18 protein-coding genes are annotated in these 14,774 nt (G+C 67.2%); 7 read left to right on the top strand and 11 right to left on the bottom strand.

Features of this window, described 5'->3' with window-relative positions; all coding sequences use genetic code 11:
• Window positions 1–20: 20 nt before the first annotated feature.
• From ACQ66H_RS20615 to ACQ66H_RS20600, 4 genes are all read right to left on the bottom strand, one after another.
• The gene (locus ACQ66H_RS20615; protein ID WP_430435568.1) at window positions 21–530 is read right to left on the bottom strand and encodes a chemotaxis protein CheW; all 510 of its coding nucleotides are present in this window, start codon (window positions 528–530) and stop codon (window positions 21–23) included.
• A complete protein-coding gene (locus ACQ66H_RS20610; protein ID WP_019916125.1) occupies window positions 523–906 on the bottom strand; it encodes a response regulator in 384 nt (127 codons plus the stop codon). The genes ACQ66H_RS20615 and ACQ66H_RS20610 overlap by 8 nt, the downstream gene beginning before the upstream one ends.
• A 38-nt stretch (window positions 907–944) precedes the next feature.
• The gene (locus tag ACQ66H_RS20605) at window positions 945–1,343 is read right to left on the bottom strand and encodes a response regulator (RefSeq protein WP_020166340.1); all 399 of its coding nucleotides are present in this window, start codon (window positions 1,341–1,343) and stop codon (window positions 945–947) included.
• A gap of 117 nt (window positions 1,344–1,460) precedes the next feature.
• Complete coding sequence (locus ACQ66H_RS20600) at window positions 1,461–1,649, bottom strand: rubredoxin (protein WP_019916127.1); 189 nt, start codon at window positions 1,647–1,649, stop codon at window positions 1,461–1,463.
• Between the two features lie 76 nt (window positions 1,650–1,725).
• Between ACQ66H_RS20600 and thiD (ACQ66H_RS20595) the strand changes: the two genes are divergently transcribed.
• Genes thiD (ACQ66H_RS20595) through thiD (ACQ66H_RS20580) form a run of 4 tightly spaced genes read left to right on the top strand, consistent with a single transcriptional unit; the run spans window position 1,726 to window position 5,404 of the window.
• Window positions 1,726–2,661: a bifunctional hydroxymethylpyrimidine kinase/phosphomethylpyrimidine kinase gene (gene thiD, locus ACQ66H_RS20595; protein ID WP_430435567.1), complete on the top strand. Its 936-nt coding sequence runs from the start codon at window positions 1,726–1,728 to the stop codon at window positions 2,659–2,661.
• Complete coding sequence (thiE, locus tag ACQ66H_RS20590) at window positions 2,651–3,268, top strand: thiamine phosphate synthase (RefSeq protein ID WP_430435566.1); 618 nt, start codon at window positions 2,651–2,653, stop codon at window positions 3,266–3,268. Before thiD (ACQ66H_RS20595) ends, thiE begins: the two co-directional genes overlap by 11 nt.
• A gap of 11 nt (window positions 3,269–3,279) precedes the next feature.
• On the top strand, window positions 3,280–4,563 hold the full coding sequence (gene hemL / locus ACQ66H_RS20585) for a glutamate-1-semialdehyde 2,1-aminomutase (RefSeq protein ID WP_430435565.1): 1,284 nt from the start codon (window positions 3,280–3,282) through the stop codon (window positions 4,561–4,563).
• Window positions 4,564–4,591: 28 nt separating this feature from the next.
• On the top strand, window positions 4,592–5,404 hold the full coding sequence (gene thiD, locus ACQ66H_RS20580; RefSeq protein ID WP_430435564.1) for a bifunctional hydroxymethylpyrimidine kinase/phosphomethylpyrimidine kinase: 813 nt from the start codon (window positions 4,592–4,594) through the stop codon (window positions 5,402–5,404).
• Window positions 5,405–5,429: 25 nt separating this feature from the next.
• On the opposite strand, the gene ACQ66H_RS20575 is transcribed toward thiD (ACQ66H_RS20580), so the two are convergent.
• The 6 genes from ACQ66H_RS20575 to argS all read right to left on the bottom strand — a co-directional run bounded on the left by ACQ66H_RS20575 (window position 5,430) and on the right by argS (window position 9,939).
• Window positions 5,430–5,825, bottom strand: a complete 396-nt coding sequence (locus ACQ66H_RS20575) for a type II toxin-antitoxin system VapC family toxin (protein WP_430435563.1) — start codon at window positions 5,823–5,825, stop codon at window positions 5,430–5,432.
• Window positions 5,816–6,067, bottom strand: a complete 252-nt coding sequence (locus ACQ66H_RS20570) for a type II toxin-antitoxin system Phd/YefM family antitoxin (protein ID WP_430435562.1) — start codon at window positions 6,065–6,067, stop codon at window positions 5,816–5,818. The genes ACQ66H_RS20575 and ACQ66H_RS20570 overlap by 10 nt, the downstream gene beginning before the upstream one ends.
• 92 nt (window positions 6,068–6,159) lie before the next feature.
• Window positions 6,160–6,906: an SDR family oxidoreductase gene (locus ACQ66H_RS20565; protein ID WP_430435561.1), complete on the bottom strand. Its 747-nt coding sequence runs from the start codon at window positions 6,904–6,906 to the stop codon at window positions 6,160–6,162.
• 53 nt (window positions 6,907–6,959) lie between these two features.
• Window positions 6,960–7,601 carry a thiol:disulfide interchange protein DsbA/DsbL gene (locus tag ACQ66H_RS20560; protein WP_304005695.1) on the bottom strand — a complete coding sequence of 214 codons (642 nt, stop codon included), beginning with the start codon at window positions 7,599–7,601 and terminating at the stop codon, window positions 6,960–6,962.
• Between the two features lie 25 nt (window positions 7,602–7,626).
• A complete protein-coding gene (locus ACQ66H_RS20555; protein WP_430435560.1) occupies window positions 7,627–8,196 on the bottom strand; it encodes an SPOR domain-containing protein in 570 nt (189 codons plus the stop codon).
• Window positions 8,197–9,939, bottom strand: a complete 1,743-nt coding sequence (gene argS / locus ACQ66H_RS20550; RefSeq protein WP_430435559.1) for an arginine--tRNA ligase — start codon at window positions 9,937–9,939, stop codon at window positions 8,197–8,199.
• 209 nt (window positions 9,940–10,148) lie between these two features.
• Between argS and ubiB the strand changes: the two genes are divergently transcribed.
• The 3 genes from ubiB to ACQ66H_RS20535 all read left to right on the top strand — a co-directional run bounded on the left by ubiB (window position 10,149) and on the right by ACQ66H_RS20535 (window position 14,064).
• The gene (gene ubiB / locus ACQ66H_RS20545) at window positions 10,149–11,678 is read left to right on the top strand and encodes a ubiquinone biosynthesis regulatory protein kinase UbiB (RefSeq protein WP_430435558.1); all 1,530 of its coding nucleotides are present in this window, start codon (window positions 10,149–10,151) and stop codon (window positions 11,676–11,678) included.
• Window positions 11,679–11,849: 171 nt separating this feature from the next.
• The gene (locus ACQ66H_RS20540; protein ID WP_430435557.1) at window positions 11,850–12,458 is read left to right on the top strand and encodes a hypothetical protein; all 609 of its coding nucleotides are present in this window, start codon (window positions 11,850–11,852) and stop codon (window positions 12,456–12,458) included.
• A 103-nt stretch (window positions 12,459–12,561) separates the two neighbouring features.
• The gene (locus tag ACQ66H_RS20535) at window positions 12,562–14,064 is read left to right on the top strand and encodes a sodium:solute symporter family protein (protein WP_430435556.1); all 1,503 of its coding nucleotides are present in this window, start codon (window positions 12,562–12,564) and stop codon (window positions 14,062–14,064) included.
• On the opposite strand, the gene ACQ66H_RS20530 is transcribed toward ACQ66H_RS20535, so the two are convergent.
• Window positions 14,065–14,751, bottom strand: coding sequence for a hypothetical protein (locus ACQ66H_RS20530; RefSeq protein ID WP_430435555.1), 687 nt, complete (start codon window positions 14,749–14,751; stop codon window positions 14,065–14,067).
• Between the last annotated feature and the right edge of the window lie 23 nt (window positions 14,752–14,774).

Below are 14,774 nucleotides of genomic sequence, written 5' to 3'. Positions count from 1 at the left end.
GCTGTCAGCCTCTGCTGCAATCAGGCGGCGACGTCGAGAAAACGCGCGTCGGTATAGAGCTTGCGCGGATCGAAGCGGCGCCATAGCCGGCCCTGCGTGTCGGAAAACTGCGTCGATATCCAGGGCCGTGGATCCGGTGCCGCGTCGGCCGGTTCGAAATCGTCGAGTGCGCGCAGGCCGAGCACCCGCGACACCAGCAGCGCACTGTTGCAGCCGAACTTGGCATGCGGCAGCAGCAGCCGGGCGTCGCCGGTCAGCGCGGTCGGTGCATTGCCCTGAAAGGCGGAAAAGTCGCTGACCGCGTACAGCACGCCGCGCACGTTGGCGACGCCGCGCAGCCAGCCGGTGGCCAGCGGCACCGGTGTGAGCGCCGGCACCGGCAGGATTTCGCCGGACTCGGCCAGATCGATCAGCCACAGCTCGGCGCCGGCCTGCAGGCCGAGTAGCGCGCGCGTGCCGGTGGCGCCGGAGGTGTCCGACAGCTTGCGGGCCAGTTCTTCCTGAAACTCGCGCAGCGAGAGCTTAGCCATCGTTGTTCGCCGCGCCGAGCTGGGTGATGCGGCCAAGCAGTTCTTCCAGATTGACCGGCTTGACCATGTAGTCGAGCGCACCCTGGCGCATGCCCCAGATGCGGTCGGTCGGCAGATCCTTGCTGGTGCACATGATCACCGGGATGTCGCGCGTGCTGTCGTCGCGGGTGATCGTGCGCGTGGCCTGGTAGCCGTTGATGCCCGGCATTACCACGTCCATCAGGATGAGGTCGGGCTTCTCGGCCTTGGCCTTCTCGATGGCCTGTTCGCCGTTTTCGGCGATGATGACCTCGAAGCCCTTGCGGGTCAGGAAGTCGTTCAGAACATGGCGTTCGGTGGGCGAATCGTCCACCACCATGATGCGCTTGATCGCCATCGTCGGCTCCGCGTTCGGTGGATACGGTGTAAGGCGTCTCAGTCAGCGCCGTTGCGCGCGTGACGCGACACCGCCTGCAGCAGGCTGTCCTTCGTGAAGGGCTTGGTGAGATATTCGTCCGAGCCGACCATCCGACCGCGTGCGCGGTCAAACAGGCCGTCGCGTGACGAAAGCATCACGACGGGAGTAGCGGCAAAACGGGGGTTCTTCTTGATGAGCGCGCAGGTCTGGTAACCGTCGAGGCGCGGCATCATGATGTCGCAGAAGATGACCTGGGGGTGGTGGTCGCTGATTTTCGACAGGGCGTCGAAGCCATCCTCGGCAAGGACCACCTGATACCCGGCCTGGACCAGGAAGATTTCGGCACTGCGGCGTATGGTGTTGCTGTCGTCGATCACCATCACCTTGACGCCGGTATTGCCACCCGATTCAGCCAAGATGTTCTCCCCTGTTGTCCGCACGCCGTTCTGCCGCTGGACTGCGCGGCGACGGCATCCGGTTGGTCTTCATGAGGCGGATGCACCGGCCCGACAGGTCCGCGACCGATGCGTGTTTCAGATCTGGACCATCTCGAAATCGTCCTTGCGTGCGCTGCACTCGGGACAGGTCCAGTTGGGCGGAACGTCCGCCCAGCGGGTGCCGGGGGGGATACCCTCTTCCGGCAGACCGGCGGCTTCGTCGTAGATGAAGCCGCAGATGAGACACATGTAAGTCTGGAATTCGGCCGTGACAGTGGAACTCATGGCAGGTTGGTTTGTTAGAATCCGGTCGATATTACCGTAATTAACCATCTGTAACGACAATCCGGGCGCGCGCTTTATGGTCAATTCTGATGTGCGGGCGCATCCTCCGCTTGTCATGTGTTTTTCGGCGACCGACCCCACTGGCGGGGCCGGCATGCAGGCCGATCTGATGACGCTGTCGGCCCTTGGCTGTCATCCGCTGACGGTCGTGACGGCCGTCACGGTGCAGGACAGTGCAGGCGTCGAAGAGGTCGTGCCGATGGACGACGACCTGCTGGTCGACCAGGCGCGCGTGCTGCTCGCCGACATGCCGGTCGCGGCGTTCAAGATCGGCGTGATGGGCAGCATCGAGAACATCGCGGCCATCGCCGAAATCATTTCCGACTACCCCGACGTGCCGGTCGTGCTCGATCCGGTGCTGTCGTCCGGCCGCGGCGACGAACTGGCCGACGAGGACATGGTGATCGCGCTGCAGGAACTGCTGCTGCCGCTGACCACCGTGCTCACGCCCAACAGCCTCGAAGCCCGGCGTCTGGCGCAGACCGACGACGAGGACGACGACGGTGACGATTTCGCCGACGAGGACGACGAAAGCGACGACGAGGACGAGCAGGACGACGACGCAGGCGCCGCAGCGCCGACGCTGGAGCAGTGCGCGCGTCAGCTCATCGCCGCCGGCTGCGGTCACGTGCTGCTGACCGGCACGCATGAATCGACCACCCGCGTCGCCAACGTGCTGTACGGGCGCAGCGGTGTCGTCCGCCGCGACGAGTGGGATCGCCTGCCCGGCAGCTACCACGGCTCCGGCTGCACGCTGGCGTCGGCGCTGGCCGCCTGGCTGGCGCACGGCCTCGACGTTGGCGAAGCGGCGCACGCTGCGCAGGAGTACACATGGCGCACGCTGCAGGCCGGTTTCCGACCGGGCATGGGTCAGTACCTGCCGGACCGTTTCTTCTTCCTGCGCGAACACAATGCGGCGACCGCCGACCGGGAGTCCGACGATGACGCGTAAGCCGCTGCGCGGCCTGTACGCGGTGACGCCGGAAGCGCTGAGTGGCGCCGCGCTGTACCGCGCCGCCGAGGCCGCCTGCGGCAACGGCGCGGTCGTGCTGCAGTACCGCAACAAGTCGGCTGACGCCGCACGCCGGCGTGCCGACGCCGACGCGCTGCGCGCCATCACCACCGTTTGCGGCGCGCTGTTCGTCATCAACGACGACATCGAACTGGCGAAGGCCTGCGGCGCCGACGGCGTGCACGTCGGTCGCGACGACGGCGGACCGGCGCAGGCGCGCAAGGCGCTCGGCAGCGACGCGCTGATCGGTGTGTCCTGCTATGACGACCCGGCGCTGGCCCGCGCCGCTGCGGGTGACGGCGCCGATTACGTCGCCTTCGGCTCGATGTATGCCTCAAGCACCAAGCCGGCTGCACCGCCGGCCTCCATCGCCCGCTTTGCCGAAGTGGCCGACCTCGGACTGCCGCGCTGCGCCATCGGTGGCATCACGCTGGCGCGTGCGCCGGAACTGATCGCCGCCGGTGCCGATCTGCTGGCCGTGGTGTCCGACCTGTTCGACGCGCCCGACATCGCGGCGCGCGCCCGCGCCTACGCGAAGCTTTTCTGAAGGAATTCCCCATGAGCACCCGCAACGAACAACTTTTCGAACGCGCCCAGCGCAGCATTCCGGGCGGCGTCAATTCGCCGGTGCGCGCCTTCCGCTCGGTCGGCGGCACGCCGCGCTTCTTCACCCGCGGCCAAGGCAGCCGTCTGTGGGACGCCGATGGCGCCGAATACATCGACTACGTCGGCTCCTGGGGCCCGGCCATCGTCGGCCACGCGCACCCGGAGGTGATCCGCGTGGTGCAGGAGGCGGCGGTCGGCGGCCTCTCGTTCGGCGCGCCGACGGAAGCGGAAATCGTGATGGCGGAAACGCTGTGCGCGCGCGTGCCGTCGATCGAGCAGGTGCGTCTGGTCAGTTCCGGCACCGAAGCGACGATGAGCGCCATCCGGCTGGCGCGCGGCTTCACCGGCCGCGACGCCATCGTCAAGTTCGAAGGCTGCTACCACGGCCACGCCGACAGTCTGCTGGTGAAAGCCGGCTCCGGCGCGCTCACCTTCGGCAACCCGAGTTCCGGCGGCGTGCCGGACGACTTCGCCAAGCACACGCTGGTGCTCGACTACAACGACGTGCAGCAGCTCGAAGACTGCTTCCGCGACCACGGCGACCGCATCGCCTGCGTCATCGTCGAGCCGGTGGTCGGCAACATGAACCTCATCGTGCCGAGCCGCGAATTCATCGACGCGATGCGCGCGCTGTGCACGAAATACGGTTCGGTACTCATCTTCGACGAGGTGATGACCGGCTTCCGCGTCGGCCCGGTCGGCGCCCAGGGGCTGTTCGGCATCACGCCTGACCTGACCACGCTGGGCAAGGTGATCGGTGGCGGCATGCCGGTCGGCGCCTTCGGCGGCCGGCGCGACATCATGTCCGCCATCGCGCCGCTGGGCGCCGTCTATCAGGCCGGCACGCTGTCCGGCAACCCGGTCGCCGTCGCCGCCGGCCTGAAGACGCTGGAACTGATCAACGCTCCCGGCTTCCACGACCGCCTCGCCGCCCGCACCAAGCAGTTCTGCGACGGCCTGGTCGCTGCCGCGAAGGATGCCGGCGTCACCTTCTCCGCCCAGTCGGTCGGCGGCATGTTCGGCCTCTACTTCCGCGACGGCTGCCCGACGAGCTACGCCGAAGTGATGCAGTCCGACCGCGAACGCTTCAACCGCTTCTTCCACGCCATGCTGGACGCCGGCGTCTACCTCGCGCCGTCGGCCTTCGAAGCCGGCTTCGTGTCGGGTGCGCACAGCGAGGACGACGTCGCGCAGACGGTGGCGCGGGCGAAGGTGGCGTTTGCGAAAGTGGCGTGACAGCGAGTGCGCGTCCCGAGGGACCGCCATGATCTCCAACATCCTCACCATCGCCGGCACCGACCCGACCGGCGGCGCCGGCATACAGGCCGACCTCAAGACCTTTTCCGCGCTCGGTGCCTACGGCATGAGTGCGATCACAGCGGTGGTGGCGCAGAACACCTGCGGGGTGCGCAGTTTCGTTGCGCTGGAGCCGGATTTTGTCGGCGCACAGATCGACGCGGTGTTCGACGACGTGCGGGTCGATGCGGTGAAGGTGGGCATGATCGCCAACGCGGCGATCGCCCGCGTGGTGGCTGAGCGGCTGCGGCGGCATGCGCGCTGCCCGGTGGTGGTCGATCCGGTCATGGTGGCCAAGAGCGGCGACCATCTGCTGCTGCCGGACGCGGTGGCTGCGTTGCGCGACGAGCTGCTGCCGCTGGCTACGCTGATCACGCCCAATCTGCCGGAAGCGGCGGTGCTGCTCGATTGTGCTCCGCCGCAGACGCTGGACGACATGCGCGCCATGCTGACCGCGCTGTGCGCACTCGGGCCGCAGTGGGTGCTGCTGAAGGGCGGACATCTGCGTGCGCCGCACAGTACCGATCTGCTGGGCGGTCCGGATGGCACGCTCGAACTGCCGGCGCAGCGCATCAACACCACCCGCGATCACGGTACCGGTTGCACGCTGGCTGCCGCTGCGGCAGCGCTGCTGCCGACCCAAGACGTGGTGAGCGCGGTGCGCCGGGCGAAGGACTATCTCAATGCCGCGCTGGCTGCCGCCGGTGAGCTGAACGTCGGTTCAGGGCGCGGGCCGGTGCATCACTTCCACGCACTGTGGACGCAATCACGGGCTGATTGAGCGCGACGCACGGCACCGGTGCCGCTCAAGCGAATATGTTGCGGGCGAGGCGGCCGGCCGCGGCTGCGAGCCTGTCGTCATTCGTCCAGAGTTCGTCGCAGCCGTGAATCTGGGCGGCGGCAAGGTGCAGTGCGTCCGGCGTTTTCAGGCCGAAACGGGCGCGCAGAGCTGCACCCCGCAGGAAGACCTCTTCCGTCGCGGGCAGCAGGACAAACTGTCCGAGCCCTTCCTCGTAATGCTGTTGCAGCACCAGATTTGCGCTGCGCATGGGACCTACGAGGCATTCGAACTTCACCAAGGGCGATACGGCGAACTGTTGCGTCGGCGAGGCGGCCAGCGCTGCGCGTGTGCGGGCGCCGAATACCGGATCGGTCTCGAAGGCGTAGATGACGAGACAGCTATCGAGGTAGATCAGTCCCACGCCGCGCGCTCCTCGCGCAGCGCCGACTCGATCTGTTCATGGCTGCGCCGCGCGTGCTCCGGCAGCGGGTTGCTTTCGAGCCAGGCCATGATGCACTGCCCGGTTGCGGCCGTGGGCGCCTCCGCGGGCACCAGCTTCACTACCGGCTGACCGCGGTTGGCAATCACCACCTCTTCGCCGGCCTGAGCTGATTTGATCAGTTCCGACAGGCGGTTCTTTGCTTCAAGAATATTGACCTGCATGACACGGCCCCGAGCTTCATGTTGGGTTCAAAGCTAACATAGCCAGATCATGTGGCCAAGTTCGTTCGGAGCGCACCGCCGGCACGTACGACCTACAGCGTGCCGCGCGGCTTGCGCCCCGACTTCGCCGCCAGCGCGTCATACACCGGATTGGGCAGCAGTCGCATCAACTTGGCGACGATGCCCATCTGCCACGGGATGACGGCATAGCTGCGCGGGCCGTCGATGAAGCGGGCGAAGCGTTCGGCGGCGTCGGCCGCTTCGAGCATGAAGGGCATCGGGTAGGGGTTCTTCTCGGTCATCGGCGTGTCGATGTAGCCGGGGCACAGCGTCTTCACCCGCACGCCGCTGCCGCGCAGTTCAACGCGCAGACTTTCCAGGTAGCTGATCGCCGCCGCCTTCGACGCGCTGTAGGCGCCGGCGCCGGGCAGGCCGCGGATGCCGGCGACCGAGGCGACGCCCACCAGCGTGCCCGAGCTGCGCGCCTGCATCGGTTTCACGAAGGGCGCGAAGGTGCGCACCAGGCCCAGCACGTTGATGTCGAACACCGCCTCGAACGCGGGCAGGTCTTCCTGTTCGCCGGTCAGCGTGCCGACCGATACGCCGGCGTTGCCGATCACGATGTCGGGCACGCCGACGCGGGCGATGAAATCCTCGGCCGCGGCGCGCAGCGCGTCGGTGTCGCGCACGTCGGCGGCGTAATGCAGGTGCCGGCCCGGCAGGCTGGCCGTCACCTTTTCGAGTAGCTCAGCGCGGCGCGCGACCAGACCGAGTGTGGCGCCTTGTGCCGCGTAATGGCGCGCCAGCGCCTCGCCGATGCCGGTCGATGCGCCGGTCAAAAAAACAACGGGTGCCACATGGGCACCCGTCGTCATCGTCGAACCGTCCGGCTTCACTTCTTGCCGGCAGCGGCGCGCTCGGCGCGGGCGCGGTCGATCAGCGCGTCGAGGTTGGCGAGCATGCCGTCGAAGCTGTTGCCCAGCGCGATGTACTTGCCATCGACCACCAGCGCCGGCACGCCGGTCAGCTGGTAAGCGGCGCTCATCTGCTGTGCGCGCTGCACCTTGCCCGACACGGCGAAGGACTTGGCGGTGTCTTCAAACTTCTTGCCGTCGATGCCGTTCTTGCTCATCCACGTCGCGATGGTGCCGATGTCATTGAAGGCCTGGCGATCCACGTGGATGGCGTCGAACACCTTGCCGTGCATGCGATCCAGTTCGCCCATGGTTTCCAGCGTGTAGTAGGTCTGCGCGCCGGCCACCCAGGACTGGCGGAAGATCGCCGGTACGCGCTTGAAGGTGACGTCGGCTGGCAGCTTGGCCAGCCACTTCTTCAGCGTCGGCTCGAGGTCGAAGCAGTGCGGGCAGCCGTACCAGAAGAACTCGATCACTTCGACCTTGTTGCCCGGCTCGGTGGACTGCGCCGGCTTGATTTCACGGTAGTCCTTGTCGGTCAGCGGCGCGGCGGTGGCCGTGCCGATGGACATGAAGCCGGCGACGGCCAGCGCGGCAAGGGCTTTGAATCCGAATTTCATGCTGTCTCCTTATTCTGAATCGACGTCATCGGACAATCGACGCGTCGATTCCGTTCTGTGCAAGGTCAGCGCGTACGCGCTGCATGTCTTCCGCGTTGGCGAAGGGCCCCAGGCGCACCCGGTACAGCGTGCCCTTGCCGGGCACCGTACCTTTCTGCACCGAAGATTCCAGACCGATCAACGCAAGACGGGCGCGCAGGTTGTCCGCTTCTTCTTCCGACGAGAAAGCGCCTGCCTGCAGCAGCAGCGACGCCGGCGGCTGTGCGGCTGCCGGTTGCTCCGCGACAGGCGCCGGCTTTGCCTCCGGCGCGGTGGCCGGTGCCGGCGTGTTGCCGGGCAGGGTTTCGTAGAAGTCGAAGCGTGGCTTCGCGGGGGCCTTGTCGCCGGGCTTGCCCGGCAGTGCGGCCGGCTCGGTCGGCGGCTGCGCCGGTGGCGGCGCGCTGCCGCGCACCTGCAACGGCAACGACGAGCCGTTGATGTACCACATGACGCCTGCGCTCAGCACCACACCGAGCACCAGGCCGATGAAGATGCCGACCACGGTGCCGCCGCGGCTCTTGCGTGCAGATAATTTCTTCGCGGGGGCCTTGACCATTTACATCGTTTCCGGGGCGGACACGCCGAGCAGGGCGAGGCCGTTGGCGATGACCTGCCGGGTGGCCGCCGCCAGCGCAAGGCGGGCTTCGCGCACGGCCAGATCGTCAACCAGCATGCGCGAGGCGTTGTAGAAGGCGTGGAAGTCCGACGCCACGTCGCGCAGGTAGAAGGCAACCGAGTGCGGGGCGCGGTCGGCGACCGCCGCCGTGATCACGTCCGGGAATTCGGCCAGGCGCTGTGCCAGCAGCAGTTCCCTCTCGCCGGACAGGCTGTCCACCGGCACGCCCTGCAGCAGCGACACGTCGAGCGCGTGGTTGGCGACCGCCTCGCGGATGACCGAGCAGATGCGCGCATGCGCGTACTGGATGTAATAGACCGGGTTGTCGTTCGATTCCGACTTGGCCAGATCGAGGTCGAAATCGAGGTGCTGGTCGCTCTTGCGCAGCACGTAGAAGAAGCGGGCGGCGTCGTTGCCGACTTCCGTGCGCAGGTCGCGCAGCGTGACGAAATCGCCCGAGCGCTTACCCATGGCCGCTTTCTCGCCGCCGCGGTAGAGCACGGCGAACTGCACCAGCGCGATTTCCAGCTTGTCCGGGTTCTCGCCCAGTGCGGCCAGCGCACCCTTCACCCGCGGGATGTATCCGTGGTGATCGGCACCCCACACGTCGATCACCAGGTCGAAGCCACGGGCGAACTTCTCGGCGTGGTAGGCGATGTCGGACGCGAAATAGGTGTACGCGCCATTGTCGCGGCGGACCACGCGGTCCTTCTCGTCACCGAAATGGGTGGAGCGGAACCACAGCGCGCCGTCCTGTTCGTAGATGTGGCCGGCGTCCTGCAGCCGCTTGACCGCGCGATCGACCGCGCCGTTGGTGTGCAGCGACTGTTCCGAGTACCACACGTCGTAGTGCACGCGGAATTCGCCGAGGTCGTTGCGCTGGTCGGCCAGCATCGCGTCGAGCGCGAAGCGGTGCACCGTCCACCAGTCGTCGCCGAGCGATTTCTTGGCGGCAGCGATCAGCGCGTCGAGCTGGGCGTCGGCGGTGTCCCCGGGTTCCGAGGCATCGGGCAGGTCGGCGGTGTGGCGGTTCAGACGGGTGCCCTGCTGCACGAACAGTTCGGAGCCGATGTCGCGCACATAGTCGCCGCGGTAGCCGTCGGCCGGGAACTTGACGGCGGTGCCCTGGGTTTCGAGGTAGCGCAGCCATACTGACACGGCCAGGATGTCCATCTGGCGGCCAGCGTCGTTCACATAGAACTCGCGCGTCACCGCGTAGCCTGCGGCCTCCAGCAGATTGGACAGCGCCGAGCCGTAAGCCGCGCCCCGGCCGTGGCCGACGTGCAGCGGGCCGGTCGGGTTGGCTGACACGAATTCGATCTGCACCTTCCGGCCAGCGCCGCTGTCCGAGCGCCCGTAGCGTTCGCGTTCGGCGAGGATGCGGCCGACGATGGCCTGCTTCACCGCGGCGCTGAAGAAGAAGTTGATGAAGCCCGCACCCGCCACCTCGGCACGCTCGATCACGGTGGATGGCGGCAGTTCGCGCACGATGCGTTCGGCAATCACGCGCGGATTCTGCTTCAGCGCCTTGGCCAGCTGCAGCGCCACGTTGCAGGCGAGGTCGCCATGCGCGGCCTGCTTCGGGCGATCGAGGATGATGTCGGGCGCGGCGAGGTCAGGTGCCACGCTGGCGAGCGAGGCATGCAGCAGACGGGTCAGTTCCTGGCGCAGTTCGGGGGTCATGAATGGAACGAGGGCGCGAAGCGCAGAAGCGTTTGAAGACCGCGAAGTATAACGCGAGCCCGTGGAGGCCCGCCGCGCGCGGCTTCCGGGGCGGCAGGCCTTCTTGTACAGTGCGCGCTCCCGCGCCGCTGCCGAATTTAGCAACATGACGTTTCACGCCGCCCGTCCGACCCCTGCCGATCCGCTGCCCGCGGTGAAGGGCTGAACCGATGCGCTGGTTGCGACTGCTCAAGATCGTCACCGTCAGCCTGCGTTTCGGGCTCGACCAGATGCTGATCGACGCCGGCAGCAAGCTGCGTTTCGCCGGTCTGCTGCGCGTCACCCGGCTCGGCCGCCGCTTCGACGCGCCGCGCGCGGTCCGTCTGCGCCAGGCGCTGGAGGCGCTCGGCCCGATCTTCGTCAAGTTCGGCCAGATGCTGTCGACGCGGCGCGACCTGCTGCCGCCCGATCTGGCGGACGAGCTGGCCAAGCTGCAGGATCGCGTGCCGCCCTTTCCGTCGGAACAGGCGATCGCCCGGCTGGAGGCCTTCTACGGCAAGCCGCTGGCGCAGGTTTTCCGCAGCTTCGAAACACAGCCGGTGGCGTCGGCCTCGGTCGCCCAGGTGCATTTTGCGGTGCTGCCGACCGGTGAGGATGTCGCGGTCAAGGTGCTGCGACCGGGCATCGAGCACGTCATCGCCAACGACATCGCGCTGATGGAAACCGCCGCCACGCTGCTCGAACGCGTGTGGTCGGAAGGCCGCCGGCTGAAGGCTCGCGAGGTGGTGGCGGAGTTTTCCAAGCACCTCGGCGACGAGCTGGATCTGATGCGCGAGGCGTCGAACTGTTCGCAACTGCGCCGCAATTTCCGCGATTCGCCGCTGCTCGCCGTGCCCGAGGTGTACTGGGACTACTGCGGTCCCGGCGCGATGGTGATGCAGCGCATGTACGGCCTGCCGATCTCGCAGGTCGATGCCTTGCGCGCCCAGGGGGTGGACATGGCCGCGCTGTCGCGCGCCGGCGTCGAAATCTTCTTCACCCAGGTGTTCCGCGACGGCTTCTTTCACGCCGACATGCACCCGGGCAACATCTTCGTCGCGCCCGATGGCCAGTACATCGCGCTCGACTTCGGCATCATGGGCACGCTGACCGACGTCAACAAGAATTACCTGGCGCAGAACTTCCTCGCCTTCTTCCAGCGCGACTACAAGCGCGTCGCACAGGCGCACGTCAACGCCGGCTGGGTGCCGCGCGGCACCCGGGTGGACGAATTCGAGGCGTCGATCCGCGCCGTCTGCGAACCCATCTTCGACAAGCCGCTGAAGGAGATCGAGTTCGGCCGCACGCTGCTGCGCCTGTTCCAGGTGTCGCGCCGCTTCAATGTCGAAATCCAGCCGCAGCTGGTGATGCTGCAGAAAACCCTGCTCAACATTGAAGGCCTGGGCCGCCAGCTCGATCCGGAACTGGACCTGTGGAAGACGGCCAAGCCCTTCCTCGAACGCTGGATGAGCGAGCAGATGGGCTGGCGCGCGCTGCGCCGCAAGCTGGTCGAGGAGGCACCGGGCTGGGCGCTGACGATGCCCGAACTGCCGCGCCTGGCGCATCGCGTGCTGAGTCAGGCCGCCGCCCACGACGCCTTGCACGACCCCATCATCATCGAGCGCCGCAGCCGTCGCCAGCTGCGCTGGCTGCGCATACTGAGCGCGCTGGTCGCCGTGCTGATTGGTCTTGAAATCTGGCGTATCGCTGCCGGTCTGTAGGACTCATCGGCAGCACGTCTGCAACGGTCGGGAAGAACACCCGAAGCGGCGCCCTCAAGTCAGCGCCCGCACCGTCGTTAGTGATCCTTCATGCCGCGAGATCACAACGATGAAAACGACCACGGTAGATACGCATCACGGCTGCACGGCGTCCCACCCGGAGGACGCGCGATGACGCCGGCGCACCCCACACGCCTTGGCGCGCTGGCCGGGTCGATGACCCGTTCGGTGCGCGGCGCGGCGATGACCTTTTCGCAGATCGTGTCCGAACGCGTCGGCATGTCGGTTTCGCATGTCGCGCTGGCCGACCGCGAGTCGCTGCAGCGCAGCCTGTGCGCGCTCGACGAATTCAGCGGCGGTCGCCTGTGCGTGGTCGCGCAGCGCATGCGCACCGCCGATGGCCAGGCGGCCGAAGCGCTGCTGGCGCTGCCGGAGGAGGGCGCGCTGCTCATCGTGCGCCGCATGCTCGGCCTCGCCGACGTGGCCGACGAACTGTCAGAACTCGAACAGGACGCGCTGGCCGAAGCCGGCAGCATCGTCATCGAGGCCTGCAGCGGCGGCCTCGCCGGCGCCTTTGGCTGGAAGGTCGAGGCGACGCAGCCGCGCGTCGCGCTGTCGTCGCGCGACTGCGGCTTCGGCGTCGACGAATCGCTGCAGAACGCGCTGGTCACCCATCTGCACATCCATCTGTCCGGCCTGCGGGTCGAGGGGCGCGTGGTGCTCGAAATGGTGGCCGATACGGCGCTGCCGGCCGCCTCGCCCTATCCACTTTCGGCCTGATCGAAAAACAGCCGCTTTCCTTTGCCCATCAGCGTTTGCGCGCCGCTATCATTGCGCTCGCGCGGCGTCGTGCCGCGCCGCGCAATGTTCCGCCGGGGCGTTCATGCTGATCTGGTTCGTAGTGCTCTATCTGATGGTGTCGGTCGGCATCGGCCTGTACGCGTCGAAGAACGTTCATAACGCGAAGGACTTCGCGGTCGCCGGGCGCAGCCTGCCGCTGCCGGTCGTCACCGCCACCGTGTTCGCCACCTGGTTCGGCGCCGAGGCGGTGTTCGGCGTGTCGGCGCAGTTCGTCACCGAAGGCCTGGGCGGCGTGGTGGCCGACCCCTTCGGTTCGTCGATGTGCCTCATCATCGCCGGCTTCTTCTTCGCCTCGAAGCTGTACAAGCTCAACATCCTGACCGTCGGTGACTACTACCGCATGCGCTACAACCGCACGGTGGAGGCGATCACCTCGATGTGCATCGTCGTGTCCTACCTCGGCTGGGTGGCGGCGCAGATCAAGGCCATGGGCCTCATCTTCTTCATGGTGACCAACGGCGCCGTGAGCCAGGAGGCGGGCATGGTGCTGGGCGCGGTCATCGTGCTCACCTACACCACCTTCGGCGGCATGTTCTCGGTGGCCATCCTCGACTTCGTGCAGATGGCGGTGTCGATGGGCGGCCTGCTCTACATCGCGTACATCATCAGCGGCCTGACCGGCGGCGTGGCGCCGGTGATCGAGCACGCGTCGGCGGCCGGCAAGCTGGATTTCTTCCCGCCCGCCGACCCCTGGCTGTGGATCACCTTCATCGGTGCCTGGCTCACCATGATGCTGGGTTCGATTCCGCAGCAGGATGTGTTCCAGCGCGTCACCTCGGCGAAGAGTGCCAAGGTGGCTGTTGGCGGCTCGGTGCTCGGCGCCTCGATCTACTTCTGCTTCTGCTTCGTGCCGATGTTCATCGCCTACTCGGCGACGCTGATCGACCCGGCCACCTTCGGCGCGCTGATCGAGGAGGATTCGCAGCGCGTGCTGCCGACGCTGGTGATGCAGCACACGCCGCTGATCGCGCAGATCCTGTTCTTCGGCGCTGTGCTGTCGGCCATCATGAGCTGCTCGTCGGCGACGCTGCTGGCGCCCTCGGTCACCTTCGCCGAGAACATCGTGAAGGGCTTCTACCCGCGCATGAGCGACCGTCAGCTGCTGTTCGTGATGCGCGGCGCCATCGTCGGTTTCGCCAGCGTCGTGCTGCTGGTCGCGCTCAATTCGGAAACCAGCATCTTCGGCATGGTCGAGAACGCCTACAAGGTGACGCTGGCCGGCGCCTTCGTGCCGCTGTTCTTCGGTGCCTTCTGGAAGCGCGCGACGACCCAGGGCGCGCTGGCGGCCATCATCGGCGGGTTGATGTCATGGCTGCTGATCGAGATTCTGGTCGGTGAAGCGAGCCTGGTACCGCCGCAGCTGATCGGCCTGGCCGTCAGCATGGTCGGCATGGTGGTCGGTTCGCTGTTGCCGCAGTGGGTCGGTCATCGGCTGCCGCACGAACCGGATCACGCCGCGCTGCATCACCATGCTGCGTCCGGTACGCATCACGCAGCGCCCGGCGGTCACCATACGTCGAACTGATCAGGGCTTGGCGCCGCCTTCCGTGGCGGTTTCCTTCGCCGCCGCTTCGGCTTCGCGCCTGGCACGTTCCTCCTCGCGCTTCTGCACGCGCTCGTCGATCTTCGCCGCCTTGCGCCGCTGTTCGGCGGCGCGCTCGGCGGCGCGCGCGTCCTCGCGCTTGCGTTTGGCCGCCTGCGCGGCGTCGCGCTCTGCCTGAGCGCGTTCGCGCGCCTCGGCCTGGGCCGCCATTTCGGCGTCCTTGTCGGCGCGAGCGGCCGCATCCTGTGCCCGCTGCGCCTCCTGTTCGCGCGTTTTGACGCTCATTTCGATCGACTTGTCCCGGCGCGCTTCGGCCGCGCGCTGCTTTTCTGCGCGGCGCACTTCGGCGGCGCGGGTACGCATGTCGCGTTCGATGTCGCTGGCCTGGATCTCCAGCTTGCGGGCCTCTCCGAGGCTGCGGCGATAGGCTTCGTCGGTGTCCTCGATGCAGGACGACACCAGCGTGCGCTGCCAGCAGGCCGCATAGCCCTCGTCGCGCGCGATGCGGGCGGCTTCCTGTTGCGTGCGTGCCTGCTGTTTCAGCGCAGCGGCCTGGTCGCGCAGCCGTGCGCGTTCCTCCGCGGGGAAGCTGTCCTCCTGCGCAGCGGCGAAGGTGCTCGCGCCCAGGGCGATCAGCGCAGCCATGCTGCGCAGGGCAAAGGTGTTCACGTGCGGTGTCCTCGTTCAATCCG

Source organism: Methyloversatilis sp., assembly GCF_965284615.1.
GTDB lineage: Bacteria > Pseudomonadota > Gammaproteobacteria > Burkholderiales > Rhodocyclaceae > Methyloversatilis.
The sequence above is the reverse complement of the archived record's forward strand: the minus strand, read 5'-3'. Positions and strand labels throughout refer to the sequence as shown.

Coding starts and splice junctions, on each gene's coding strand:
- ACQ66H_RS20615 (WP_430435568.1), bottom strand. CDS start 530: ATGGCTAAGCTCTCGCTGCGCGAGTTTCAGGAAGAACTGGCCCGCAAG.
- ACQ66H_RS20610 (WP_019916125.1), bottom strand. CDS start 906: ATGGCGATCAAGCGCATCATGGTGGTGGACGATTCGCCCACCGAACGC.
- ACQ66H_RS20600 (WP_019916127.1), bottom strand. CDS start 1,649: ATGAGTTCCACTGTCACGGCCGAATTCCAGACTTACATGTGTCTCATC.
- thiD (WP_430435567.1), top strand. CDS start 1,726: ATGGTCAATTCTGATGTGCGGGCGCATCCTCCGCTTGTCATGTGTTTT.
- thiE (WP_430435566.1), top strand. CDS start 2,651: ATGACGCGTAAGCCGCTGCGCGGCCTGTACGCGGTGACGCCGGAAGCG.
- hemL (WP_430435565.1), top strand. CDS start 3,280: ATGAGCACCCGCAACGAACAACTTTTCGAACGCGCCCAGCGCAGCATT.
- thiD (WP_430435564.1), top strand. CDS start 4,592: ATGATCTCCAACATCCTCACCATCGCCGGCACCGACCCGACCGGCGGC.
- ACQ66H_RS20570 (WP_430435562.1), bottom strand. CDS start 6,067: ATGCAGGTCAATATTCTTGAAGCAAAGAACCGCCTGTCGGAACTGATC.
- ACQ66H_RS20560 (WP_304005695.1), bottom strand. CDS start 7,601: ATGAAATTCGGATTCAAAGCCCTTGCCGCGCTGGCCGTCGCCGGCTTC.
- ACQ66H_RS20555 (WP_430435560.1), bottom strand. CDS start 8,196: ATGGTCAAGGCCCCCGCGAAGAAATTATCTGCACGCAAGAGCCGCGGC.
- argS (WP_430435559.1), bottom strand. CDS start 9,939: ATGACCCCCGAACTGCGCCAGGAACTGACCCGTCTGCTGCATGCCTCG.
- ubiB (WP_430435558.1), top strand. CDS start 10,149: ATGCGCTGGTTGCGACTGCTCAAGATCGTCACCGTCAGCCTGCGTTTC.
- ACQ66H_RS20540 (WP_430435557.1), top strand. CDS start 11,850: ATGACGCCGGCGCACCCCACACGCCTTGGCGCGCTGGCCGGGTCGATG.
- ACQ66H_RS20535 (WP_430435556.1), top strand. CDS start 12,562: ATGCTGATCTGGTTCGTAGTGCTCTATCTGATGGTGTCGGTCGGCATC.